Origin of the sequence: Stutzerimonas sp. FeSN7, assembly GCF_030263795.1 — a bacterium.
Taxonomy (GTDB): Bacteria; Pseudomonadota; Gammaproteobacteria; order Pseudomonadales; family Pseudomonadaceae; genus Stutzerimonas; species Stutzerimonas stutzeri.
Genome location: NZ_JARPMN010000001.1, coordinates 2,276,346 through 2,295,652 on the forward strand (window position 1 = coordinate 2,276,346; position 19,307 = coordinate 2,295,652).

18 protein-coding genes are annotated in these 19,307 nt (G+C 61.3%); 7 read left to right on the plus strand and 11 right to left on the minus strand.

Annotation, left to right across the window (positions count from 1 at the left end; translation table 11 throughout):
* Nucleotides 1-22 precede the first annotated feature (22 nt).
* From pqqC to exaC, 5 genes are all read right to left on the minus strand, one after another.
* A complete protein-coding gene (pqqC, locus tag P5703_RS10640; protein WP_013982760.1) occupies nucleotides 23-775 on the minus strand; it encodes a pyrroloquinoline-quinone synthase PqqC in 753 nt (250 codons plus the stop codon).
* A gap of 71 nt (nucleotides 776-846) precedes the next feature.
* Nucleotides 847-1,758, minus strand: a complete 912-nt coding sequence (pqqB, locus tag P5703_RS10645; RefSeq protein WP_049339063.1) for a pyrroloquinoline quinone biosynthesis protein PqqB — start codon at nucleotides 1,756-1,758, stop codon at nucleotides 847-849.
* Between the two features lie 47 nt (nucleotides 1,759-1,805).
* On the minus strand, nucleotides 1,806-1,877 hold the full coding sequence (gene pqqA, locus P5703_RS10650; protein ID WP_080977618.1) for a pyrroloquinoline quinone precursor peptide PqqA: 72 nt from the start codon (nucleotides 1,875-1,877) through the stop codon (nucleotides 1,806-1,808).
* A 179-nt stretch (nucleotides 1,878-2,056) separates the two neighbouring features.
* Entirely contained in the window at nucleotides 2,057-3,175 is a 1,119-nt protein-coding gene (locus tag P5703_RS10655; protein ID WP_014596672.1) for an oxidoreductase, read from the minus strand.
* A 240-nt stretch (nucleotides 3,176-3,415) separates the two neighbouring features.
* Nucleotides 3,416-4,936 carry an acetaldehyde dehydrogenase ExaC gene (exaC, locus tag P5703_RS10660; protein ID WP_017245080.1) on the minus strand — a complete coding sequence of 507 codons (1,521 nt, stop codon included), beginning with the start codon at nucleotides 4,934-4,936 and terminating at the stop codon, nucleotides 3,416-3,418.
* A 338-nt stretch (nucleotides 4,937-5,274) separates the two neighbouring features.
* Here exaC and P5703_RS10665 point away from each other — a divergent pair, with 338 nt between their 5' ends.
* The 7 genes from P5703_RS10665 (at nucleotide 5,275) to P5703_RS10695 (ending at nucleotide 10,703) form a co-directional block, all read left to right on the plus strand.
* Nucleotides 5,275-6,477 (plus strand): ISL3 family transposase, encoded by a 1,203-nt coding sequence (locus P5703_RS10665; RefSeq protein ID WP_003282047.1) that lies wholly within the window; start codon nucleotides 5,275-5,277, stop codon nucleotides 6,475-6,477.
* Between the two features lie 182 nt (nucleotides 6,478-6,659).
* On the plus strand, nucleotides 6,660-6,734 hold the full coding sequence (gene pqqA, locus P5703_RS24040; RefSeq protein ID WP_003282509.1) for a pyrroloquinoline quinone precursor peptide PqqA: 75 nt from the start codon (nucleotides 6,660-6,662) through the stop codon (nucleotides 6,732-6,734).
* A 55-nt stretch (nucleotides 6,735-6,789) separates the two neighbouring features.
* On the plus strand, nucleotides 6,790-7,083 hold the full coding sequence (pqqD, locus tag P5703_RS10675) for a pyrroloquinoline quinone biosynthesis peptide chaperone PqqD (protein WP_003282508.1): 294 nt from the start codon (nucleotides 6,790-6,792) through the stop codon (nucleotides 7,081-7,083).
* Nucleotides 7,052-8,197 (plus strand): pyrroloquinoline quinone biosynthesis protein PqqE, encoded by a 1,146-nt coding sequence (gene pqqE / locus P5703_RS10680; RefSeq protein ID WP_265660162.1) that lies wholly within the window; start codon nucleotides 7,052-7,054, stop codon nucleotides 8,195-8,197. The genes pqqD and pqqE overlap by 32 nt, the downstream gene beginning before the upstream one ends.
* 83 nt (nucleotides 8,198-8,280) lie before the next feature.
* Entirely contained in the window at nucleotides 8,281-8,784 is a 504-nt protein-coding gene (locus tag P5703_RS10685) for a urate hydroxylase PuuD (RefSeq protein WP_011913203.1), read from the plus strand.
* Nucleotides 8,765-9,865: a 3-phosphoserine/phosphohydroxythreonine transaminase gene (gene serC / locus P5703_RS10690; protein WP_285586694.1), complete on the plus strand. Its 1,101-nt coding sequence runs from the start codon at nucleotides 8,765-8,767 to the stop codon at nucleotides 9,863-9,865. Before P5703_RS10685 ends, serC begins: the two co-directional genes overlap by 20 nt.
* Complete coding sequence (locus P5703_RS10695; protein ID WP_185749364.1) at nucleotides 9,858-10,703, plus strand: dihydroorotate dehydrogenase; 846 nt, start codon at nucleotides 9,858-9,860, stop codon at nucleotides 10,701-10,703. The genes serC and P5703_RS10695 overlap by 8 nt, the downstream gene beginning before the upstream one ends.
* 96 nt (nucleotides 10,704-10,799) lie before the next feature.
* Here P5703_RS10695 and P5703_RS10700 read toward each other — a convergent pair whose 3' ends face one another.
* The 6 genes from P5703_RS10700 to tig form a co-directional block, all read right to left on the minus strand.
* Entirely contained in the window at nucleotides 10,800-12,656 is a 1,857-nt protein-coding gene (locus P5703_RS10700; protein WP_285586695.1) for a SurA N-terminal domain-containing protein, read from the minus strand.
* Between the two features lie 205 nt (nucleotides 12,657-12,861).
* The gene (gene hupB / locus P5703_RS10705) at nucleotides 12,862-13,134 is read right to left on the minus strand and encodes a nucleoid-associated protein HU-beta (protein WP_003282502.1); all 273 of its coding nucleotides are present in this window, start codon (nucleotides 13,132-13,134) and stop codon (nucleotides 12,862-12,864) included.
* A 130-nt stretch (nucleotides 13,135-13,264) separates the two neighbouring features.
* Nucleotides 13,265-15,661 carry an endopeptidase La gene (lon, locus tag P5703_RS10710; protein WP_011913200.1) on the minus strand — a complete coding sequence of 799 codons (2,397 nt, stop codon included), beginning with the start codon at nucleotides 15,659-15,661 and terminating at the stop codon, nucleotides 13,265-13,267.
* 132 nt (nucleotides 15,662-15,793) lie between these two features.
* Nucleotides 15,794-17,074 (minus strand): ATP-dependent Clp protease ATP-binding subunit ClpX, encoded by a 1,281-nt coding sequence (gene clpX / locus P5703_RS10715; RefSeq protein WP_049339836.1) that lies wholly within the window; start codon nucleotides 17,072-17,074, stop codon nucleotides 15,794-15,796.
* Nucleotides 17,075-17,171: 97 nt separating this feature from the next.
* Complete coding sequence (gene clpP / locus P5703_RS10720; protein WP_013982753.1) at nucleotides 17,172-17,810, minus strand: ATP-dependent Clp endopeptidase proteolytic subunit ClpP; 639 nt, start codon at nucleotides 17,808-17,810, stop codon at nucleotides 17,172-17,174.
* Between the two features lie 90 nt (nucleotides 17,811-17,900).
* Nucleotides 17,901-19,211 carry a trigger factor gene (gene tig, locus P5703_RS10725; RefSeq protein WP_014596661.1) on the minus strand — a complete coding sequence of 437 codons (1,311 nt, stop codon included), beginning with the start codon at nucleotides 19,209-19,211 and terminating at the stop codon, nucleotides 17,901-17,903.
* Nucleotides 19,212-19,307 lie beyond the last annotated feature (96 nt).

Genomic DNA, 19,307 nt, shown 5'->3' on the forward strand with positions numbered 1-19,307 from the left:
ACCCCTGCACGACGTGCGCCCGTCAGAAGCTGATGCCCTTGTGCCAGACCCGGTCGCGGGTGACGGTATGGTACGGCGGTCGGTCCAGCTCATAAGCCATGCTCATCGCGTCCAGCATGCTCCACAACACGTCGAGCTTGAACTGAAGGATCTCCAGCATGCGCTCCTGCGCCTCGCGGGTGCGATAGTGGTCCAGGGTGATGCGCAGGCCGTGCTCGACATCGCGGCGGGCTTCCTTCAGGCGCTTGCGGAAGTAGTCATAGCCCGACGCGTCGATCCAGGGATAGTGCTGCGGCCAGCTATCCAGCCGCGACTGGTGGATGGTCGGTGCGAACAGTTCGGTCAGCGAGCTGCTGGCTGCTTCCTGCCAGCAGGCCCGACGGGCAAAGTTCACGTAGGCATCCACTGCGAAGCGCACGCCGGGAAGCACCAGCTCCTGCGACAGCACCTGCTCACGGTCCAGACCCACGGCCTCGGCCAGCCGCAGCCAGGCTTCGATGCCACCCTCCTCACCCGGCGCGCCATCGTGGTCGATGATGCGCTGAATCCACTCGCGGCGGGTGTCGCGGTCCGGACAGTTGGCCATGATCGCGGCATCCTTCACCGGGATGCAGACCTGATAGTAGAAGCGGTTGGCGACCCAACCCTGAATCTGTTCGCGCGTCGCCTGCCCGGCATACATGGCCCGGTGGAACGGGTGATGGATATGGTAGTACTCGCCCTTGGCGCGCAGCGCCTGTTCGAATTCGGCGGGACTCATGGCTGGCAGGTTCATAACGGTTTCAGTTCCTTTCTTGTCGTTCTGCGCTCGTTCGGCCTGTGGCCGGCTGCGGCAATGTCTTGGCTTCAGAGCTCGATGTTCATGCCGTCGTAGGCGACCTCGATCCCGTGCTCGCCAAGGATCTCGCGCTCGACGGAATCCTCGTCGAGGATCGGGTTGGTGTTGTTGATATGAATGAGGATCTTGCGCACCGCCGGCATGCCGTCGAGCACCTCGATCATGCCGCCCGGGCCGCTCTGCTGCAGATGGCCCATTTCGCTGCCGAGCTTGGTGCCGACCTCGCGCACGAGCATCTCGTCATCGCGCCACAGCGTGCCGTCGACCAGCAGGCAGTCGGCCCGGCGCATGGTGGCCAGCAGCTCTTCGCTGACCTGGCCCAGCCCCGGCGCGTAGAACAGTGTGCCGCCGGTGTTGCGGTCTTCGATGAGCAGACCAATGTTGTCGCCGGGGTGCGGGTCGTTGCGGTGCGGCGAATAGGGTGGCGCCGAGCTGCGCAGCGGGATCGGCGTGATATGCAGGTTCGGGCAGCAGGGAATGCTGAAGTTGCCGCGCAGGGTGATCGGGTTCCATTTCAGGCCGCCGTTCCAGTGCTCCAGCATGTTGAACAGCGGGAAGCCGGTGGTGAGGTCCTGATGAACCATCTCGGTGCACCAGACTTCATGCGGGCAGCCTTCGCGCAGCGTCAGCAGGCCGGTGGTGTGATCGATCTGACTGTCCAGCAGGACGATCGCACCGATGGCGGTGTCGCGGGGCGCACGGGCCGGCTGCAGCGTCGGAAAGGACTCGAGCTGGGCGCGGATGTCCGGCGACGCATTGCACAGGATCCAGTCGACACCGTTGTCGCTGATGGCGATGGACGACTGGGTACGCGCCTTGGCGTTGAGCGTGCCGGCGCGCAGGCCCGCACAGTTGGCGCAGTTGCAGTTCCACTGCGGAAAACCCCCACCCGCGGCGGAACCGAGAATTTGGATGAACATGGACAGCCCCCAAAAGCAAAGCCCCGGCCGGAGCCGGGGCTGATCGATCAACGGTTTGCGAAGTACATGGTGACTTCGAAACCAATACGCAGGTCGGTGAAGGCGGGTGTAGTCCACATAGGTCGGTCCTCTTTTTATGGTGCCGGAAGATTCCGACAGCCCAATTAAGCCCCCTGTTCTGCTTCAAGCAGAATGGTACTTTGGAAGGAGACAGCGCCGTGCCTTGGTAGTGCCCGACGAACGGCAGCCATCTGTTACCAGGTTTCGCGATTCAGCTAACGCCTCGTTGCCGGGCATGTCAACTCGAACGCAGCGCTGGCCGATCATTGGCATTGCGCCACGCCAGTTCGTTGGTGATGGTCGCCATGGGAACAAACATCGAACCGTCGAAATCGCTCAGCTCGATGCCTTGCTGAATGCGTTGCGGCCAATCGTTGTTGGCCAGCGCCGCCTTGCCAACCGCCACCAGATCCATCTCGCCTCGACCAAGCAAGGCCTCGGCCTGCTCGCCGGTGACGATGGCACCGTTGCCGATCACCGGGATCGCTACGCTGCCCTTGGCGATGGCGGCAAGGCTCGGGCCTTCTCCGAAGGCCGGTGCACGGGCATCGGGCTCAGTGATGTGCAGATAGTCGAGCCCTGCATCAGCCAGTACACGGAAGCGCTGCCGGGCCTGTTCCTCGCCGCCCTCCCATTTGAGTCGGCCGTCGCAGACCATGCTCTGCGACAGTCGCATCCCCACCACGAATTCCTCGCCCACCGCCGCCCGCACGGCAGCGATCACCGCCAGTGGCATGCGCAGGCGTTCGAGAAACGTCCCACCCCATTGATCGCTGCGCTGGTTGAACTCGGCGCTCATGAATTCGTGCAGCAGGTAGCCGTTGGCGCCATGCAGCTCGACTCCATCGAAGCCGGCCTCCCGCGCGTGCCGGGCCGCCAGCGCGAAACCGGCGATGGCCTCCTGGATATCCTCTTCGCTCATTTCAGCCGGCGTCGCGTAAGGACCCTCTCCGCCATAGAACTTCAGCTGAGATCCGCTCGGTTGTACTGCCGATGGAGCCACATGGCGGGCGTGATGGATGTTGCCTTGGGTCTGGGCACCGCCATGCATGAGCTGGGCGATGAACGCCGCACCGGCTTCGTGAACCGCCTGCACGATGGGCTTCCAGCTGTCCCGGTGCGCGTCGGTGGCGAGCCCGGGCTGGTTGAAGTAGCCCTGGCTATAAGCGGTATCGGTATAGACACCCTCGCTTACGATCATCCCGAAGCCGCCTTTGGCAAAGGATGCGTAGTAGTCGCGCATCAGTTCGTTGGCAGCGCCCTCGGGCTCGGCGCTGACCCGCGTCATGGGTGCGACGACGGCTCTATTGCGCAAGCGCAGGTGCTTCAGCGAGCAGGGCTCGAGCAATTGCGGCATGGGTGACCTCCTCTGCTTTCGATGTTGGCCTATGCAGATGTGAGGCGCTTCGGCTCGCGGGAGTTCGATGGCCGCGATGGCTGGTCGAGTCCGGAGCAAAAAAAACGCGGCCGGGGCCGCGTTGCGATAGGAACCATACGCTCGGTTCGAGGGGGTACTTCAGAAGCGGCGCAGGTTCCTGCACTTGACGTGCGTAGCAAAATAAACCGGCGCGCTGGAGCACACGCGCCGGGGCCCTCATCAGAAGAAGCCGAGCGGATTGATGTCGTAGCTGACCAGCAGGTTCTTGGTCTGCTGATAGTGGTCGAGCATCATCTTGTGCGTTTCGCGACCGACACCGGACTTCTTGTAGCCGCCGAACGCGGCATGTGCCGGATACAGGTGGTAGCAGTTGGTCCAGACACGGCCGGCCTTGATGCCGCGACCCATGCGGTAGGCGCGGTTGATGTCGCGGGTCCAGACGCCAGCGCCCAGGCCGAACTCGGTGTCGTTGGCAATGGCCAGGGCTTCGGCTTCGTCCTTGAAGGTAGCGACGCCGACCACCGGGCCGAAGATTTCTTCCTGGAACACACGCATCTTGTTGTGACCCTTGATCAGGGTCGGCTGCACGTAGTAACCGGAGGCCAGGCCGCCTTCGAGCTTCTCGGCTGCACCGCCGGTGAGGATCTGCGCGCCTTCCTGCTGGGCGATTTCCATGTAGGAAAGGATCTTGTCGAACTGCTGCTCGGACGCCTGGGCGCCGACCATGGTGTCGGTATCCAGCGGGTTGCCGCGCTTGATCGCCTTGACCTTCTTCATCACCACTTCCATGAAGGGCTCGAAGATCGATTCCTGAATCAGCGCACGCGACGGGCAGGTGCAGACCTCGCCCTGGTTGAAGAAGGCCAGTACCAGACCTTCAGCGGCTTTCTCGATGAACGCAGGCTCCGCATTCATGATGTCTTCGAAGAAGATGTTAGGGCTCTTGCCACCCAGTTCCACGGTGCTGGGGATGATGTTCTCGGCCGCGCAACGCATGATGTGCGAGCCAACCGGGGTCGAGCCGGTAAAGGCGATCTTGGCAATGCGGGTGCTGGTCGCCAACGCCTGACCAGCTTCGCGGCCGAAGCCCTGAACGATGTTCAGCACGCCCGCTGGCAGCAGGTCACCGATGATCTCGATCAGAACCATGATCGACAGCGGAGTCTGTTCGGCCGGCTTGAGCACGATGCAGTTACCGGCAGCCAGGGCCGGAGCCAGTTTCCAGGCCGCCATCAGCAGCGGGAAGTTCCACGGGATGATCTGCCCGACCACGCCCAGCGGCTCATGGAAGTGATAGGCCGCAGTGTGCTCGTTGATCTCTGCGGCGCTGCCTTCCTGGGCACGGATGCAACCGGCGAAGTAGCGGAAGTGGTCGGCGGCCAGCGGTACGTCGGCGTTCAGGGTTTCACGAACGGCCTTGCCGTTGTCCCAGGTTTCGGCGACGGCGAGTTTTTCCAGGTTGGCTTCGATGCGATCGGCGATCTTCAGCAGGATGTTGGCGCGGTCCTGCACCGAGGTACGACCCCAGGCGTCGGCGGCTGCATGCGCGGCATCCAGCGCCCTCTCGATGTCTTCAGCGCCCGAACGCGGGAATTCGGCGATCACTTCACCATTGACGGGCGAGGTGTTGACGAAGTACTCGCCTTTGACCGGCGGGACGAACTCACCACCGATGTAGTTGCCGTAACGGGGCTTGAAGGAAACGACGGCGCCTGGGGTACCGGGCTGGGCGTAGATCATGATGGGCCTCTCTTCTTCTGCTTGTCAGAGCCTGCGCCGGGAAGTGCGCAGGGCATGGACCGATCTTAGGCAGCCCACTCCAGGCTCCGGTATGCACCCATGGCAGCGGAGGACTCCTCATTTGGTAGTAGATGCCAAGGCGCACAGCCCGCTGTATCGCGGCTTCTAGCCTATCTCCGACGCGCGTTTCTCGACCAAAAAGCCGCACAGGCTAGCCCCTGATCCACGCGGCAAAAATGGGTTCTTCGCGGACTCTGGGGGAAGAGCGAGTTGACAGTCAGGGAAGCAGGTAAATTGGCAGTCGCCAAACACACCCTTCACCTGTCCCTGCTGTCGCCGTGCATCCTATTGATCTTGCCTCGTTCTGGCCAGGCTATGACGCCGTTGCCTGCCGTTCATCCGCCAACAACTCCCTTCTGATTGAGCTCGAGCCTCAAGCCGGTTCAGTGCCCAAGTGCGGGCGTTGTGGTCAGCTCAGTCCGTTGATTCACGAGCGCCGAATTCGTCTGGTGCGCGATCGTGATCTGTTCGATCAGCGCGTCTTGCTTCAACTACCCGTGCGCCGAGTCGATTGCCTGAACTGTGGTCGGGTGACCGAGCGGATCGACTGGCTGGAGCCTGCATCTCGCCTGACCCGGCGGTTACAGGTCTGGCTCGAAAGCTTGCTGCGGCTGCTGCCGATCAGCCACGTCAGCCAGCTCACCGGCCTGCACTGGCACACCCTCAAGACGCTCGACAAGCGCCGCCTGCAAGCCGAGGTAGGTACCTTCTATTCAAGCGGTGTCCGCCGCCTGGTGATGGACGAGTTCGCCCTGCACAAGGGGCATCGCTATGCCACGGTCATCATGGACGCCGAGCGAACACGGGTGCTGTGGGTCGGCCACGGCAACAGCCGTGAGGCGATCCGCCCGTTCTTTGAATTGCTCGGCGAGCACTGCCAGCAGATTGAGGCGGTGGCCATGGACATGAACACGGCTTTCGACCTGGAGGTGAAGAAGCATTGCCCGCAGGCCGAAGTGGTGTACGACCTGTTTCACGTCGTCGCGCGCTACGGTCGGGATGTGATCGACCGAATCCGGGTCGACCAGGCCAACCTTCTGCGCGAAGACAAGCCGGCACGAAAGGCGGTCAAGCAGAGTCGTTGGCTGCTGCTGCGCAACCGCGACAACCTGAAGGACGGACAGGCCGTGCAGTTACAGGAGCTGCTTGCTGCCAACCAGCCGTTGGCTACGGTCTATGTGCTCAAGGATGCGCTGAAGGATGTTTGGTACGCCCCCAGCGTACGAGAGGGTTGGCGACGCTGGCGAACCTGGCTGCGACATGCTCGCGAGAGCGACCTCGCGCCGCTGCAACGCTTCGCTCGCAACCTGCGCAAATACGCGCGAGGCATCCTTGCCAGTGCTCACTTCCACATGCATACCAGCGTCCTTGAGGGTGTTAACAACCGCATCAAGGTAATCAAGCGCATGGCCTATGGATTCCGGGACTCGGAGTACTTCTTCCTGAAAATCAAGGCCGCCTTCCCCGGGAAAGCGCGATGAACCCAAAAATGACCCCAGACAAGGGCGCAGAACCACAGCGCAAATATTCTCCGAGCGCAAGAAAAGCACGACCAAAAGCCTGCAAAACCGACCCCAAAGTCTTATTAGATGCCCCTGCAAAGCGCCTTAGCTTCGAGCTGCGGTACCGCATTTCCCAACGACAACATGAAAGGAGATACGCCATGCAGTGGATCGATCCGGACTTCTGCGATCTGCGTCTGGGCTTCGAAGTCACCGCGTACGTCTACGTGCGCTGAGCCTTGACCGGCGTCGGGCCATGCGTCCCACGCCGGTTCCGCGAGGAGCTGAACGATGAAAACAACAACCATAGCGCCGACCGACCGCTACGAGATCCGTCCACCTTTTCTGTTCCGCTGGGAGGATTCCCAGCAGGCCCACGTGCTGCTCTACCCCGAAGGCATCGTCAAGCTCAATGCCACCGCTGGCGACATTCTCAAGCGCTGCGATGGCAGCACGAGCGTCGTCGAGCTGATCGAGCAGCTGGGTTGCGACTACAACGCATCCGCCATCGACGCGATCCGTGCAGGCGTTCTGAATTTCCTGGAGGTGTCCCATGCCAAGGGCTGGATCAGAGCTAAGGCTTGATGGCAGCGGCAACCCGGTCTGGCTGCTGCTGGAGCTGACATATCAATGCCCGTTGCAGTGCGTGTTCTGCAGTAATCCACGCAACTTCGCCGATTACCGTCCGGACGAGCTCAGCACAGCCGAGTGGATCGACGTGATGGCTCAGGCCCGCGCCATGGGTGCGGTGCAGATCGGCTTCTCCGGCGGCGAGCCCACCCTGCGCAAGGACCTCGAAACGCTGGTCGCCGAAGCCGACCGCATGGGCTATTACACCAACCTGATCACCTCGGGCATAGGACTGACCGAGGCGCGTCTGCGTGCCCTAAAGGATGCGGGGCTGCGCCACATTCAGCTCGGTTTTCAATCCACCGACCATGACGTGGCACGCCAGCTGGCCGGAGTCGATGTCCTGGAGCGCAAGCTCGGCATGGCACAGCTGATCAAATCAATGGACTTTCCCATGGTGCTCAACGTACCGATCACCCGGCAGAACATCGGCCAGGTGCCGGACATCATCGAGTTTGCCGTCGAGTTGGGCGTGGAGTACCTGGAGCTGGCCAACGTGCAGTATTACAACTGGGCCCTGCTCAACCGCGACGCCTTGATGCCGACGCACGCCGAGCTGCAGCGCGCCGAGGGCCAAGTGCATGCCGCGCGCGAACGCTTCGGTGAGCGGCTGACCATCTTTTTCGTCATCCCGGACTACTACGAAGGCCGCCCGAAGGCATGCATGAATGGTTGGGGCGCCATTCACGTGACCGTCGCGCCCAACGGCAACGTGCTGCCCTGCTCGCAAGCCAGCAACTTCAAGCACATCACCTTTCCCAACGTGCGCCAGCAACGCCTGGAGCAGATATGGCACGACTCGCCGGTGTTCGATCTCTATCGCGGCGATACCTGGATGCCCGAGCCCTGCCGCAGCTGCGACGAGAAGGAAAAGGACTTCGGCGGATGTCGCTGTCAGGCTCTGTTGCTCACGGGCGACGGTGCCAATACCGACCCGGCGTGCAGCAAGTCGCCGCATCATCAGCTGATTCGTCAGGCTGTCGAGCTGGCGCAGAATGCGGCCCGTCCTGCCGGGACGCTCATTCCACGACAGGCCAGCCAGGGGGTGGAAATTGCAGCTGCCCCATGATTCCTTCGCCGGCACCATAGGCGCCGGGGTTGCGCTGACACTCGGCTGTTACCTGCTGCTGCGCTACTGGCTGGTGAGCTGACATGCAACTGCCCGTTCTCGACCTGCTGGCGCGCTACGCGCATCTTCTGTTCGCGCTGGTTTGGGTCGGCCACAACTACGCGAACTTCATCCAGAACCCGCGCTTCGTGCCGCTGCAGAACGGCGTCGACGTTGCCGCCCTCAACCGCGATCTGGAGGCGCGGATGAAGCGCGAGCACGGCGTCTTCCGCTATGCCTCACTGGTGGTCTGGCTGTCGGGCCTGGTGATGCTTTGGCAGCGCGGCTGGCTCGTCGACGCGCTGCTGCTGCAGGGCCCGTTAGCGGTGATCGGGCTGGGGGCCTGGATCGGTACGCTGATGCTGCTCAATCTGTGGCTGGTGCTCTGGCCGCATCAGAAAAAGCTGCTCGGCTTCGTTCCGGCGACGCTGGAAGAGCGAATACGCTGTTCGCGGATCACCTTTCTCTCCTCGCGCAGCAATACCATCCTGTCCATCCCCTTGCTGTTTCTGATGGCGACCGGCGGTCATGGTCTGCACCTGTACTGAGTTCGCCGAGCGCTATAACTTCGCCGCTGGCCCGGCGATGCTGCCTGCCGAGGTGCTGACGCAGATCCGCGAAGAGATGCCGGACTGGCGCGGCTCCGGTTCTTCGATACTGGAACAACCCTTCACCAGCGCAGCCTTCAAGGGGCTGATGGAAGAAGTCGAAGCAGACTTGCGTACGCTGCTGTCGATCCCCCGGAGCTATCGCGTGCTGTTCCTGCAGGGCGGAGCCAGTGCCCAGTTCGGGCTGCTGCCGCTCAACCTGCTGCATCCAGGGCAGAGCGCCGACTACCTGGAAAGTGGGCACTGGGCACGCAGGGCGATCAGTGAGGCTCGTCGACACGCTCGGGTGAACGTTATCGCCAGCGCTGCAGCTCAGTCCTTCACTGCCCTGCCCTCGTTCGAGCAATGGCGCCCGTCGCCGGACGCGGGTTATTGCCATATCACCAGCAACGAAACCGGAAATGGACTTCAGCTGCGGGACTTTCCACAGTTGGCCGTGCCGCTGGTTGCCGACATGACCTCGGACTTTCTCACCCGTCCGATTCCGGTCGATCGATTCGGGCTGATCTATGCCAGTGCGCAGAAAAACCTCGGGATTGCCGGGCTCTGCGTGGTCATCGTTCACCAGAACCTGTTGCGACGGCCGCCGCGCCACCTGCCTGCGGCATACAGTTACGCCGTCCAGGCCGAACAGCAAAGCCGTTTCAATACCCCACCGACCTTTGCACTCTATGTGGCCGGGCTGATGCTGCGCTGGATCCGCCAGAACGGCGGTCTCCCGGCGATGGATGAAGCCGCACAGCGCAGAAGCCGCGAGCTCTACCGGTACATCGATACCAGCCGAATCTATCGCTGCCGACAGCATCCGCCGGACCGCTCGACGATCAATGTCTGCTTCCGGCTCATCGAGCCAGGATTGACCGACACCTTTGTCCAGCAGGCGGCGCAGCACGGCTTGTACAACCTGCATGGGCATGCCGCCGAGGGCGGCATCCGAGCCAGCCTGTATAACGCCATGCCTCTGGCAGGCGTCCGCCGGCTGATCGCTTTCATGACGGCGTTCGAACATGCGCATGGATAAGCGGATCGATTGGCGAGCCTTGCGTAGCCGCGCGGTACAACGCCTGGCACTGGAACTGGCCAGCGTTGCCTGTGCTTGTTCTGGCGAAGGACACGCTCGACCGGTTACGGCGATGGGGCTGCGGTTTCCCTCCCCGGTGGGAATAGCCGCAGGCTTCGATCGCTACGGACGGTTGGCTCGGCGAGTGGCTGCGCTGGGATTCGGCTTCAACGAAATCGGCAGCCTGACCGCAAACGAGGTGGCGCAGCTCGGCGTCATGCACAACGGCTCTGCACGTCTCGGCATCAGCCTCACCCTGGACGCAAGGCAGGCTTCGGCGGAGAGCCGCGCCATGTTGCGGGCCGCGTGGCCCCATGCCGACTACCTGATGCTCAACCTGATCGGGCCGACCAGCGCACCGCTGCTATCGCAATCGACACGACTCCGCCATCTGCTCGCCGCCCTCTGCGAAGAACAACGCCAACTGAACCAGGACGGCCGGCGACGCGTGCCGTTACTGGCCAAGCTGCGCTGCATGCCCGAACGCACGCCCTTCTCTATCGCCGGCCTGCTTGTCGAGCTGGGCTTCGATGGCCTGCTCGCCGCCCACGACCCCGGGCCACCAGCGACAGCAGAGCGCTACCGGGCCTGGCAGGATGCCCAGCGGCAGGCTCAGGCCTGCCAACAGATCGAAGACCTGCGCCGGTTCTGCGGGCCCGACATGGCTCTGCTTTCGGTCGGCGGGGTCCAGACCGCTGATCATCTACGTGCCCGCATGAGTGCGGGCGCAGAACTCGTGCAGGTCCACACCGCCTTCATGCACCAGAGCCCCTGGCTCGCACGCCGGCTGTTGCGGTAGCGCTTCTTCCCCGGCAGAAACGACAACGCCCCGAACCAGTCGGGGCGTTGTCGTGGGTGCTGGCAAGGCTTCGCAGCTTGCCAGCCATTCATTCGATCAGAAACGCTCGATCTTCGCTTCGGCCTGCAGCTTCTGACGGAACGCCGCGAAGTCCTGTTGCCCCATCCGCGAAGCCAGGAAGCGGCGAATGTTCAGCTTCTCTTCGTCGGACAAAGTGGCGTCAGCCTCATTGACGCCGTTCAGTCGCACAACCACGTAATCGCCGTTGTTCAGCGCCACGCCCGAGTAGCTGGGCTTGTCCTGCTGCTCCGGACGCGGCATGCGGAACACTGCCTGCAGCAGCGCCGGTGCGACGCCCTCCTGGCTGCGAGTGGCCGCTTCGACCGCCTGCCACTGCCCTTCAGGTTGCTTGCCTTCGCGCAGCTCGGCCAACAGCTGCTCACCCTGAGTACGAGCGGTTTCGGCCGCCAGCGTGCGCTGGAGTTGCTGCACGATATCGTCACGAACGTCGGCAAGCGGAATCGGCGCAGGCTTCAGGTGCTCCTTGACGCGAATCACCACCGCCGTATCAGGGTCCAGTTCGATCACGCTGCTGTTGGCGCCGTCCACCAGCACTTCCTCGCTGAACGCAGCCTGGATGACCTGCCGATTGGCCGTGATGCCTTCGCCGCCCTCACGCCCGAACGCTTCGGTGGTCTGCACCATCAAACCCAGCTCCTGCGCAGGCTGCGCCAGGTCGGATGCCTCGAAGGCAGCGTCTTCCAGCTGTTTGCTGGTCTCCACGAAGCGTTGCTCGACCTGCTGGGCCTTCAGCTCGCGTACCAGCTCCGGCTTCATGCTTTCGAAAGAGGGAACCTCCGGTGACTGGACGCCGAGCAGCTTGATGATGTGCCAGCCGAACTCCGACTTGACCGGTGCCGAGACCTCGCCTTCGTTCAATGCATAAAGCGCATCTTCGAATGCTGGGTCGTACACCCCTGGACCAGCAAAGCCCAAGTCGCCACCTTCGTTGGCCGAGCCCGGATCCTGGGAAACCTCCTTGGCGACCGCGGCGAAATCCTCACCATTCTTCACGCGCGCGGCGATCTCGTCGATCTTGGCCTTGGCCTCGTCGTCGCTCAGTTCACCGCCGGTCTCGATCAGGATATGCGCGGCGCGGCGCTGTTCTGCCAGATTGGCGATCTGCTTCTGATACAGCTCCTGCAACTCCTCGTCGGACGCCTCGACCTGATCGAAGAACGACTCCTTCTTCAGCTCGACGTATTCGACGACGACCTGTTCAGGGGTACGAAAACGGTCGGCATTGGCCTCGTAGAACTCGTTGATCTGGTCGTCGCTGACATCAATGGCTTCGTGCTGCGCCGGCACGGTCAGCGTAGCGAAATCCCGGGTCTGCATCTCCAGGCGGGCAAAGTTTTGCACCTGCTGATCGGTAACGAAACCGGTACCGGAAATGCCAGCGCGCAGCTGGCCAATCAGCATTTCCTGTTCGAGCAGCTGGCGGAACTGGAGACGGGAATAGCCCATCTGCTGGATCACCTGATCAAACCGGGCAGGGTTGAAAGCACCGTCAACCTGGAACTCGGGGGTCTGCAGGATCAGTTGATCGAGCGCTTCGCGCGAGAATGCGAAGTTGGCGCCCTTGGCGGCCTGCAACAGCAGCATGCGATCGATCAGCGAGCCGAGAGCCGCATCGCGCAGCAGGCGGTCGTCGAGCAGGGAAGGATCGAAATCCTGCCCGAGCTGCTGGGCAAGCTGCCGGCGCTGCATGTTCATGGCCTGGTCGAGGTCGTAGCGGGAAATTTCCTCGCCGTTGACTTCTGCAGCGTTCTGGGCGTTGCTGGCGGCATTGAAGATGGCATCGAAGCCAGTCAAGGCCAGCAGCACGACGATGACGCCGATGATTGTTTTGGCAATCCAGCCTTGTGAATTGTCCCTGATGTTCTGAAGCATGCGACCCCCAGGAGTCTGCGGCCCGCAAGACTGCGCACCGCGGGTGGAAACCGGATAAAAGAAAGGCGCATCCAGGGATGCGCCTTCTCGGAGCCTTTGGAGCGGTTGGGCTTATTCCCCCAAGCCAGATCTCGGCAGGCCAGGCCTGCTCGACAACCGCCCCGTGCCAGCGCAGCGCACGCTGACTGGCCGGGTAACAAAACGCTTAGTTGACAGCGTCTTTCAGAGCCTTGCCAGCTTTGAAGCCCGGGATCTTGGCAGCAGCGATGTTGATCGGCTTGCCAGTCTGCGGGTTGCGACCAGTGCGCGCAGCGCGCTCCTTGACAGCGAAAGTACCGAAACCAACCAGTACCACGGAGTCACCAGCCTTCAGGGCGCCGGTGACGGATTCGATCACTGCATCCAGCGCGCGGCCAGCAACAGCTTTTGGGATATCAGCAGATGCAGCGATGGCATCGATCAGTTCCGACTTGTTCACTCTAAGTCCCCTTATTTCTGTTGAGTCGTATCTTTAATTTTCGGGTGTAAGCAAAGCGGTGCTAGATGGCTCTGACACAAGAGGCCGATTAAACAAGGGCACCTGAAGTGTGTCAACGTGGCCTTCCAGACTAATGCGTGCTGATTCGCTCCTTGGAATCAGGCTCGCGCTTGTCGTCCTTTGCAACAATCTCGGGAGCCGCATCGGGCAAGGGCTCCGGCGCGTATTGCAGCGCAATTTGCAGGACCTCGTCAATCCACTTCACCGGTTTAATCTGCAGGTCCTGCTTAATATTTTCAGGAATCTCTTTCAGATCACGCTGATTTTCTTCCGGAATGATCACCGTCTTGATTCCGCCGCGATGCGCAGCCAGAAGTTTCTCCTTCAGTCCACCAATGGCCAGCACTTGTCCACGCAATGTGATCTCGCCGGTCATTGCGACATCTGCGCGCACCGGGATCTGCGTCAGGGCAGAAACAAGCGCCGTACACATCCCGATACCAGCGCTCGGGCCATCCTTGGGGGTGGCGCCCTCTGGCACGTGGATATGGATGTCCTGCTTTTCATGGAAATCGGCAGCAATGCCCAGGCTGACCGCCCGGCTGCGAACCACCGTCAGCGCCGCGGTAATCGACTCGCCCATCACCTCGCCCAGCGAGCCGGTCTTGGTGAGCCGCCCTTTGCCCGGTACCACGGCCGCCTCGATCGTCAGCAGCTCGCCACCGACCTGAGTCCAGGCCAGCCCGGTGACCTGCCCTACCTGATCCTGCTGTTCGGCGAGCCCGTAACGGAACTTGCGAACACCCAGGAAATGCTCGAGAGAATCGGCATCCACAATCACATGGAAGCGTTTCTCGGCCGCATGCTCCTTGACCACCTTGCGGCACACCTTGGCCAGCTGGCGCTCAAGGCTGCGAACACCGGCCTCCCGGGTGTAGTAGCGAATGATGTCCCTGATAGCGGCTTCCTGGAACTCCAGCTCGCCCTTCTTCAGACCATTGGCCTCAATCTGCTTGGGCGCCAGATACCGTGTGGCAATGTTGACCTTCTCGTCCTCGGTATAGCCAGGCAGGCGGATGACTTCCATGCGGTCGAGCAACGGCGCCGGAATGTTCATCGAGTTGGCGGTACAGAGGAACATCACGTCCGAGAGGTCATAGTCGACCTCCAGATAGTGATCGTTGAAGTTGTGGTTCTGCTCCGGGTCCAGCACCTCGAGCAGTGCCGAGGCAGGATCGCCGCGCATGTCGCTGCCCATCTTGTCGATCTCGTCGAGCAGGAACAGCGGGTTGCGCACGCCCACCTTGGTCATCTTCTGGATCAGGCGGCCCGGCATGGAACCGATGTAGGTGCGGCGATGGCCGCGAATCTCGGCTTCGTCACGCACACCGCCCAGCGCCATGCGAACAAACTTGCGATTGGTCGAACGCGCAATGGATTCGGCGAGGGACGTCTTGCCGACACCGGGCGGCCCTACCAGGCAGAGCACCGGGCCCTTGAGCTTCTTCACACGCTTCTGCACGGCGAGATACTCAAGGATGCGGTCCTTGACCTCTTCCAGACCATAGTGGTCGGCGTCGAGCACCTCTTCTGCCTTGGCGAGGTCCAGCCGGACCTTGCTGGCGGCTTTCCAAGGCACGTTCACCAGCCAGTCGATATAGGTCCGCACTACCGTCGCTTCGGCCGACATCGGTGACATCTGCTTGAGCTTGTTCAGCTCCGCCTGGGCCTTGGCATAGGCATCCTTGCTGAGTCCGGCGTTCTCGATACGCTTCTTCAGTTCATCGACTTCGTTATGGCCTTCATCGATATCGCCGAGCTCCTTCTGAATGGCCTTCATCTGCTCGTTCAGGTAGTACTCGCGCTGGCTGCGCTCCATCTGCTTCTTCACGCGGCCGCGAATGCGCTTCTCGACCTGAAGCAGATCGATCTCGGCGTCCAACAACGCCAGGACGTGCTCGACACGGGCAGGTAGGTCGGTGATCTCCAGGATCTGCTGTTTCTGCTCGATCTTCAGCGCCATGTGCGCCGCCATGGTGTCGACTAGGCGGGCCGGCTCGTCGATGCTGCTCAGTGAGGACAGCACCTCTGCCGGGACCTTCTTGCCAAGCTGCACGTACTGCTCGAACTGACTGAGCAGGCTGCGCGTGAAAACTTCCGATTCGCGTGCATCGACATCGGCTTCCTCGATCAGCGAAACCTCGGCTCGACAGTGATCGTCGACTTCGACGAATCGCTCGATCACGCCCCGCTGCTCACCTTCGACCAGCACCTTGACGGTGCCGTCCGGAAGCTTGAGCAGCTGCAGCACGGTAGCAACGGTGCCGACGCGATATAGCGCATCTTCGCCCGGGTCGTCGTCGGCCGGATTCTTCTGCGCCAGCAGGAGAATCTGCTTGTCGCCGGACATGGCGGATTCGAGCGCCTCGATGGATTTTTCACGGCCAACGAAAAGCGGGATCACCATATGCGGGTAAACCACCACATCGCGCAGCGGCAAGAGGGGCAATTCGATGGTTGTTTTCATAAATTCAGCTCTACGACGGCCATACGGCGGTAAACGGACGGGCTATACCCTTGCAGCAAAGATGAGGGCACCCTCGGCAAAAAACAAGGCGGCGAGCCAAATACAAAGGGGCCCGAAGGCCCCTTTGTTCGATCACGCCTCAGGCGCAGCCTTGGCTGGCGGCTCGGTGTTCTCGTAGATCAGCAAAGGCTGGGATGTGCCTTCGATCACGCTTTCATCGATGACCACCTTGCTGACGTCCTTCTGCGACGGAATTTCATACATGGTGTCCAGCAGAACGCCTTCGAGAATCGAGCGCAAACCGCGTGCACCCGTCTTGCGTTCGAGTGCACGATGAGCGACAGCTTTCAGCGCGTCCGGGCGGAATTCGAGATCCACTCCCTCGAGTTCGAACAGTTTGGCGTACTGCTTGGTCAACGCGTTCTTCGGCTCGGTCAGGATCTGGATCAACGCGGCTTCGTCGAGCTCGTCGAGGGTTGCGATCACCGGCAGACGACCGACGAACTCAGGGATCAAGCCGAACTTGACCAGATCATCCGGCTCGACCGCACGCAGCGCTTCACCGATCTTCTTGCCCGGGTCCTTACTGCGCACTTCCGCGTTGAAGCCGATGCCACCCTGGGTGGAGCGACCCTGGATAACCTTTTCCAGGCCGGCGAATGCGCCGCCGCAGATGAACAGGATGTTGCGCGTGTCGACCTGCAGGAACTCCTGCTGCGGATGCTTACGGCCACCCTGCGGCGGGACGGAAGCAACGGTGCCTTCGATCAGCTTCAGCAGCGCCTGCTGCACGCCCTCACCGGAAACGTCTCGGGTGATGGACGGGTTATCCGATTTGCGGGAGATCTTGTCGATCTCATCGATATAGACAATGCCCATCTGGGCCTTCTCCACATCGTAATCGCACTTCTGCAGCAGCTTCTGGATGATGTTCTCGACGTCTTCACCCACGTAACCCGCCTCGGTAAGCGTGGTTGCATCGGCAATGGTGAACGGAACATTGAGCAGGCGCGCCAGCGTCTCGGCGAGCAGCGTCTTGCCGGAGCCAGTGGGACCGATCAGCAGGATGTTGCTCTTGCCCAGCTCGACTTCTTCTTTCTTGTCGCGCTGGTTGAGGCGCTTGTAATGGTTGTACACGGCCACCGCGAGGATCTTTTTCGCGCGCTCCTGACCAATGACGTACTGGTCGAGAATGCCGCTGATCTCCTTTGGCGCAGGCAGCTTATGCGCGTTGCTCTCGGCCTGGGCTTCCTGCACCTCCTCACGGATGATGTCATTGCACAGGTCGACGCACTCGTCGCAGATGAAAACGGAGGGCCCGGCGATCAACTTGCGAACTTCATGCTGGCTTTTGCCGCAAAAAGAGCAATAGAGCAGTTTGCCGGAGTCCTCGCCGTTGCGGGTGTCAGTCATTCGATCGATCCAATCGGGAAGGCTTGAAACACAAGATGAAGGCAATCGTGGGCTTTTTCAAGCCCACGGAACAGCCACATATCGCAGGCTGGGGCGATCAGACGGCCAGTTGGCGCTGGGTCAGAACCTGGTCGATGAGGCCGTATTTGACGGCTTCTTCACCGCTCATGAAATTGTCGCGATCGGTATCACGGGCAATGACGTCCATGGGCTGGCCAGTGTGATGGGCAAGCACCTTGTTCAAGCGCTCGCGAATGGTCAGGATTTCCCGGGCGTGAATTTCGATGTCCGAAGCCTGACCCTGGAAGCCACCCAGAGGCTGGTGAATCATCATGCGCGAATGCGGCAAGCAGTAACGCTTGCCCGCCGCACCGCCCGCCAGCAACAGGGCTCCCATGGAGCAAGCCTGACCGATACAGATGGTCGAGACGTTAGGCTTGATGAACTGCATGGTGTCGTAGATCGACATGCCAGCGGTCACCGAGCCACCCGGGGAATTGATATAGAGGTGAATGTCTTTCTCGGGGTTTTCCGCCTCGAGGAACAGCAGCTGCGCCACGATCAGGTTGGCCATGTAGTCTTCGACCTGGCCGACCATGAAGATCACCCGCTCCTTCAGGAGGCGTGAATAGATGTCGTAGGCGCGCTCACCGCGTGCGGATTGCTCGATCACCATCGGGACCAGGCCGCCGGCGGCCTGAATGTCCGGAGCTTGCATAAAAGGATTGCGGGACATGTTCCAACGATACTCCCTATGTCATGCCTCAAAAGACATAAGCCAGCACGAGGCTGGCTTATGTTTGTGCACTCGAATATATGAAGAAAATCAGGCTGCTTGCGGAGCTTCCGCAGGCTTGACGGCTTCTTCGTAGGAGACCGACTTGTCGGTCACCTTGGCCTGCTGCAGAACAGTATCTACAACTTGCTCTTCGAGCACAACCGAGCGAACTTCGTTCAACTGCTCAGCATTCTTGTAGTACCAGGCCACAACCTGCTCCGGCTCCTGGTAAGCGGAAGCCATTTCTTCGATCAGCTCACGAACGCGCGCTTCGTCCGGCTTGAGCTCTTTCTGCTTGACCACTTCAGCCACGATCAGACCCAGCACGACACGACGCTTGGCCTGCTCCTGGAATAGCTCAGCCGGCAGCTGGTCTGGCTTGATGTTGCCGCCGAACTGCTGCACCGCCTGTACGCGGAGGCGGTTCACTTCATTGTCTACCAGTGCTTTGGGCACTTCGATCGGGTTACCCGCAACCAGCCCTTCCATGACCTGGTTCTTCACCTTGGTCTTGATGGCCTGACGCAGTTCGCGCTCCATGTTCTTTTTCACTTCCGCGCGGAAACCTTCCACGCCACCTTCCTGAACGCCGAACTGGGCAAAGAACTCCTCGTTGAGTTCCGGTAGCTGAGGAGCCGCGACGCTATTCACGGTGACGGTGAACTCGGCAGTTTTGCCGGCCAGATCGAGGTTCTGGTAATCCTCGGGGAAAGTCGGGGTGATCACGCGCTCATCGCCGGCCTTGGCGCCGACCAGGGCGTCTTCGAAGCCCGGGATCATGCGGCCGGAACCCAGCACCAGCTGAGTGCCTTTGGCCGAGCCGCCGGCAAAAGCTTCACCGTCGATCTTGCCGACGAAGTCGATGTTCACCTGGTCGCCGTTCTCGGCAGCACGCTCGACGCTCTCGAAGCGAGTGTTCTGCTTGCGCAGGATTTCCAGCATGTTGTCGACGTCGGCATCAGTCACTTCAGCCTGCAGACGCTCGATCTCGATGGCCTCGAAACCAGCCACTTCAAACTCGGGGAATACTTCGAAGGTGGCGACGTACTCGAGATCCTTGCCCTTCTCGAATACCTTCGGCTCGACGGACGGAGCACCAGCCGGGTTCAGCTTCTCGGCCACGATGGCTTCGTAGAAGGTGGACTGGATCAGGTCGCCCAGCGCTTCCTGACGAGCGGCTTCCTCATAACGCTGACGGATCACGCTCATCGGCACCTTGCCGGGGCGGAAACCGGGGATCTTGGCACGGCTGGCGGTCTGTTGCAGACGCTTGTTGACTTCGGTCTCGATGCGCTCGACCGGCACGCCGATGGTCATGCGGCGCTCAAGAGCGGAGGTGCTTTCAACAGAAACTTGCATGGATTTTCCTCGTTGCACAGACATAAGCCGGGCGTTCCGGCCCCAGAATGGGCAAGCATTCTAGTGGCTCGACCAGCATAAGTCACCCTGCCTCTC

Coding starts and splice junctions, on each gene's coding strand:
- pqqC (WP_013982760.1), bottom strand. CDS start 775: ATGAACCTGCCAGCCATGAGTCCCGCCGAATTCGAACAGGCGCTGCGC.
- pqqB (WP_049339063.1), bottom strand. CDS start 1,758: ATGTTCATCCAAATTCTCGGTTCCGCCGCGGGTGGGGGTTTTCCGCAG.
- P5703_RS10655 (WP_014596672.1), bottom strand. CDS start 3,175: ATGCCGCAATTGCTCGAGCCCTGCTCGCTGAAGCACCTGCGCTTGCGC.
- exaC (WP_017245080.1), bottom strand. CDS start 4,936: ATGATCTACGCCCAGCCCGGTACCCCAGGCGCCGTCGTTTCCTTCAAG.
- pqqD (WP_003282508.1), top strand. CDS start 6,790: ATGAAAACAACAACCATAGCGCCGACCGACCGCTACGAGATCCGTCCA.
- pqqE (WP_265660162.1), top strand. CDS start 7,052: ATGCCAAGGGCTGGATCAGAGCTAAGGCTTGATGGCAGCGGCAACCCG.
- P5703_RS10685 (WP_011913203.1), top strand. CDS start 8,281: ATGCAACTGCCCGTTCTCGACCTGCTGGCGCGCTACGCGCATCTTCTG.
- serC (WP_285586694.1), top strand. CDS start 8,765: ATGGTCTGCACCTGTACTGAGTTCGCCGAGCGCTATAACTTCGCCGCT.
- P5703_RS10695 (WP_185749364.1), top strand. CDS start 9,858: ATGGATAAGCGGATCGATTGGCGAGCCTTGCGTAGCCGCGCGGTACAA.
- P5703_RS10700 (WP_285586695.1), bottom strand. CDS start 12,656: ATGCTTCAGAACATCAGGGACAATTCACAAGGCTGGATTGCCAAAACA.
- lon (WP_011913200.1), bottom strand. CDS start 15,661: ATGAAAACAACCATCGAATTGCCCCTCTTGCCGCTGCGCGATGTGGTG.
- clpX (WP_049339836.1), bottom strand. CDS start 17,074: ATGACTGACACCCGCAACGGCGAGGACTCCGGCAAACTGCTCTATTGC.
- clpP (WP_013982753.1), bottom strand. CDS start 17,810: ATGTCCCGCAATCCTTTTATGCAAGCTCCGGACATTCAGGCCGCCGGC.
- tig (WP_014596661.1), bottom strand. CDS start 19,211: ATGCAAGTTTCTGTTGAAAGCACCTCCGCTCTTGAGCGCCGCATGACC.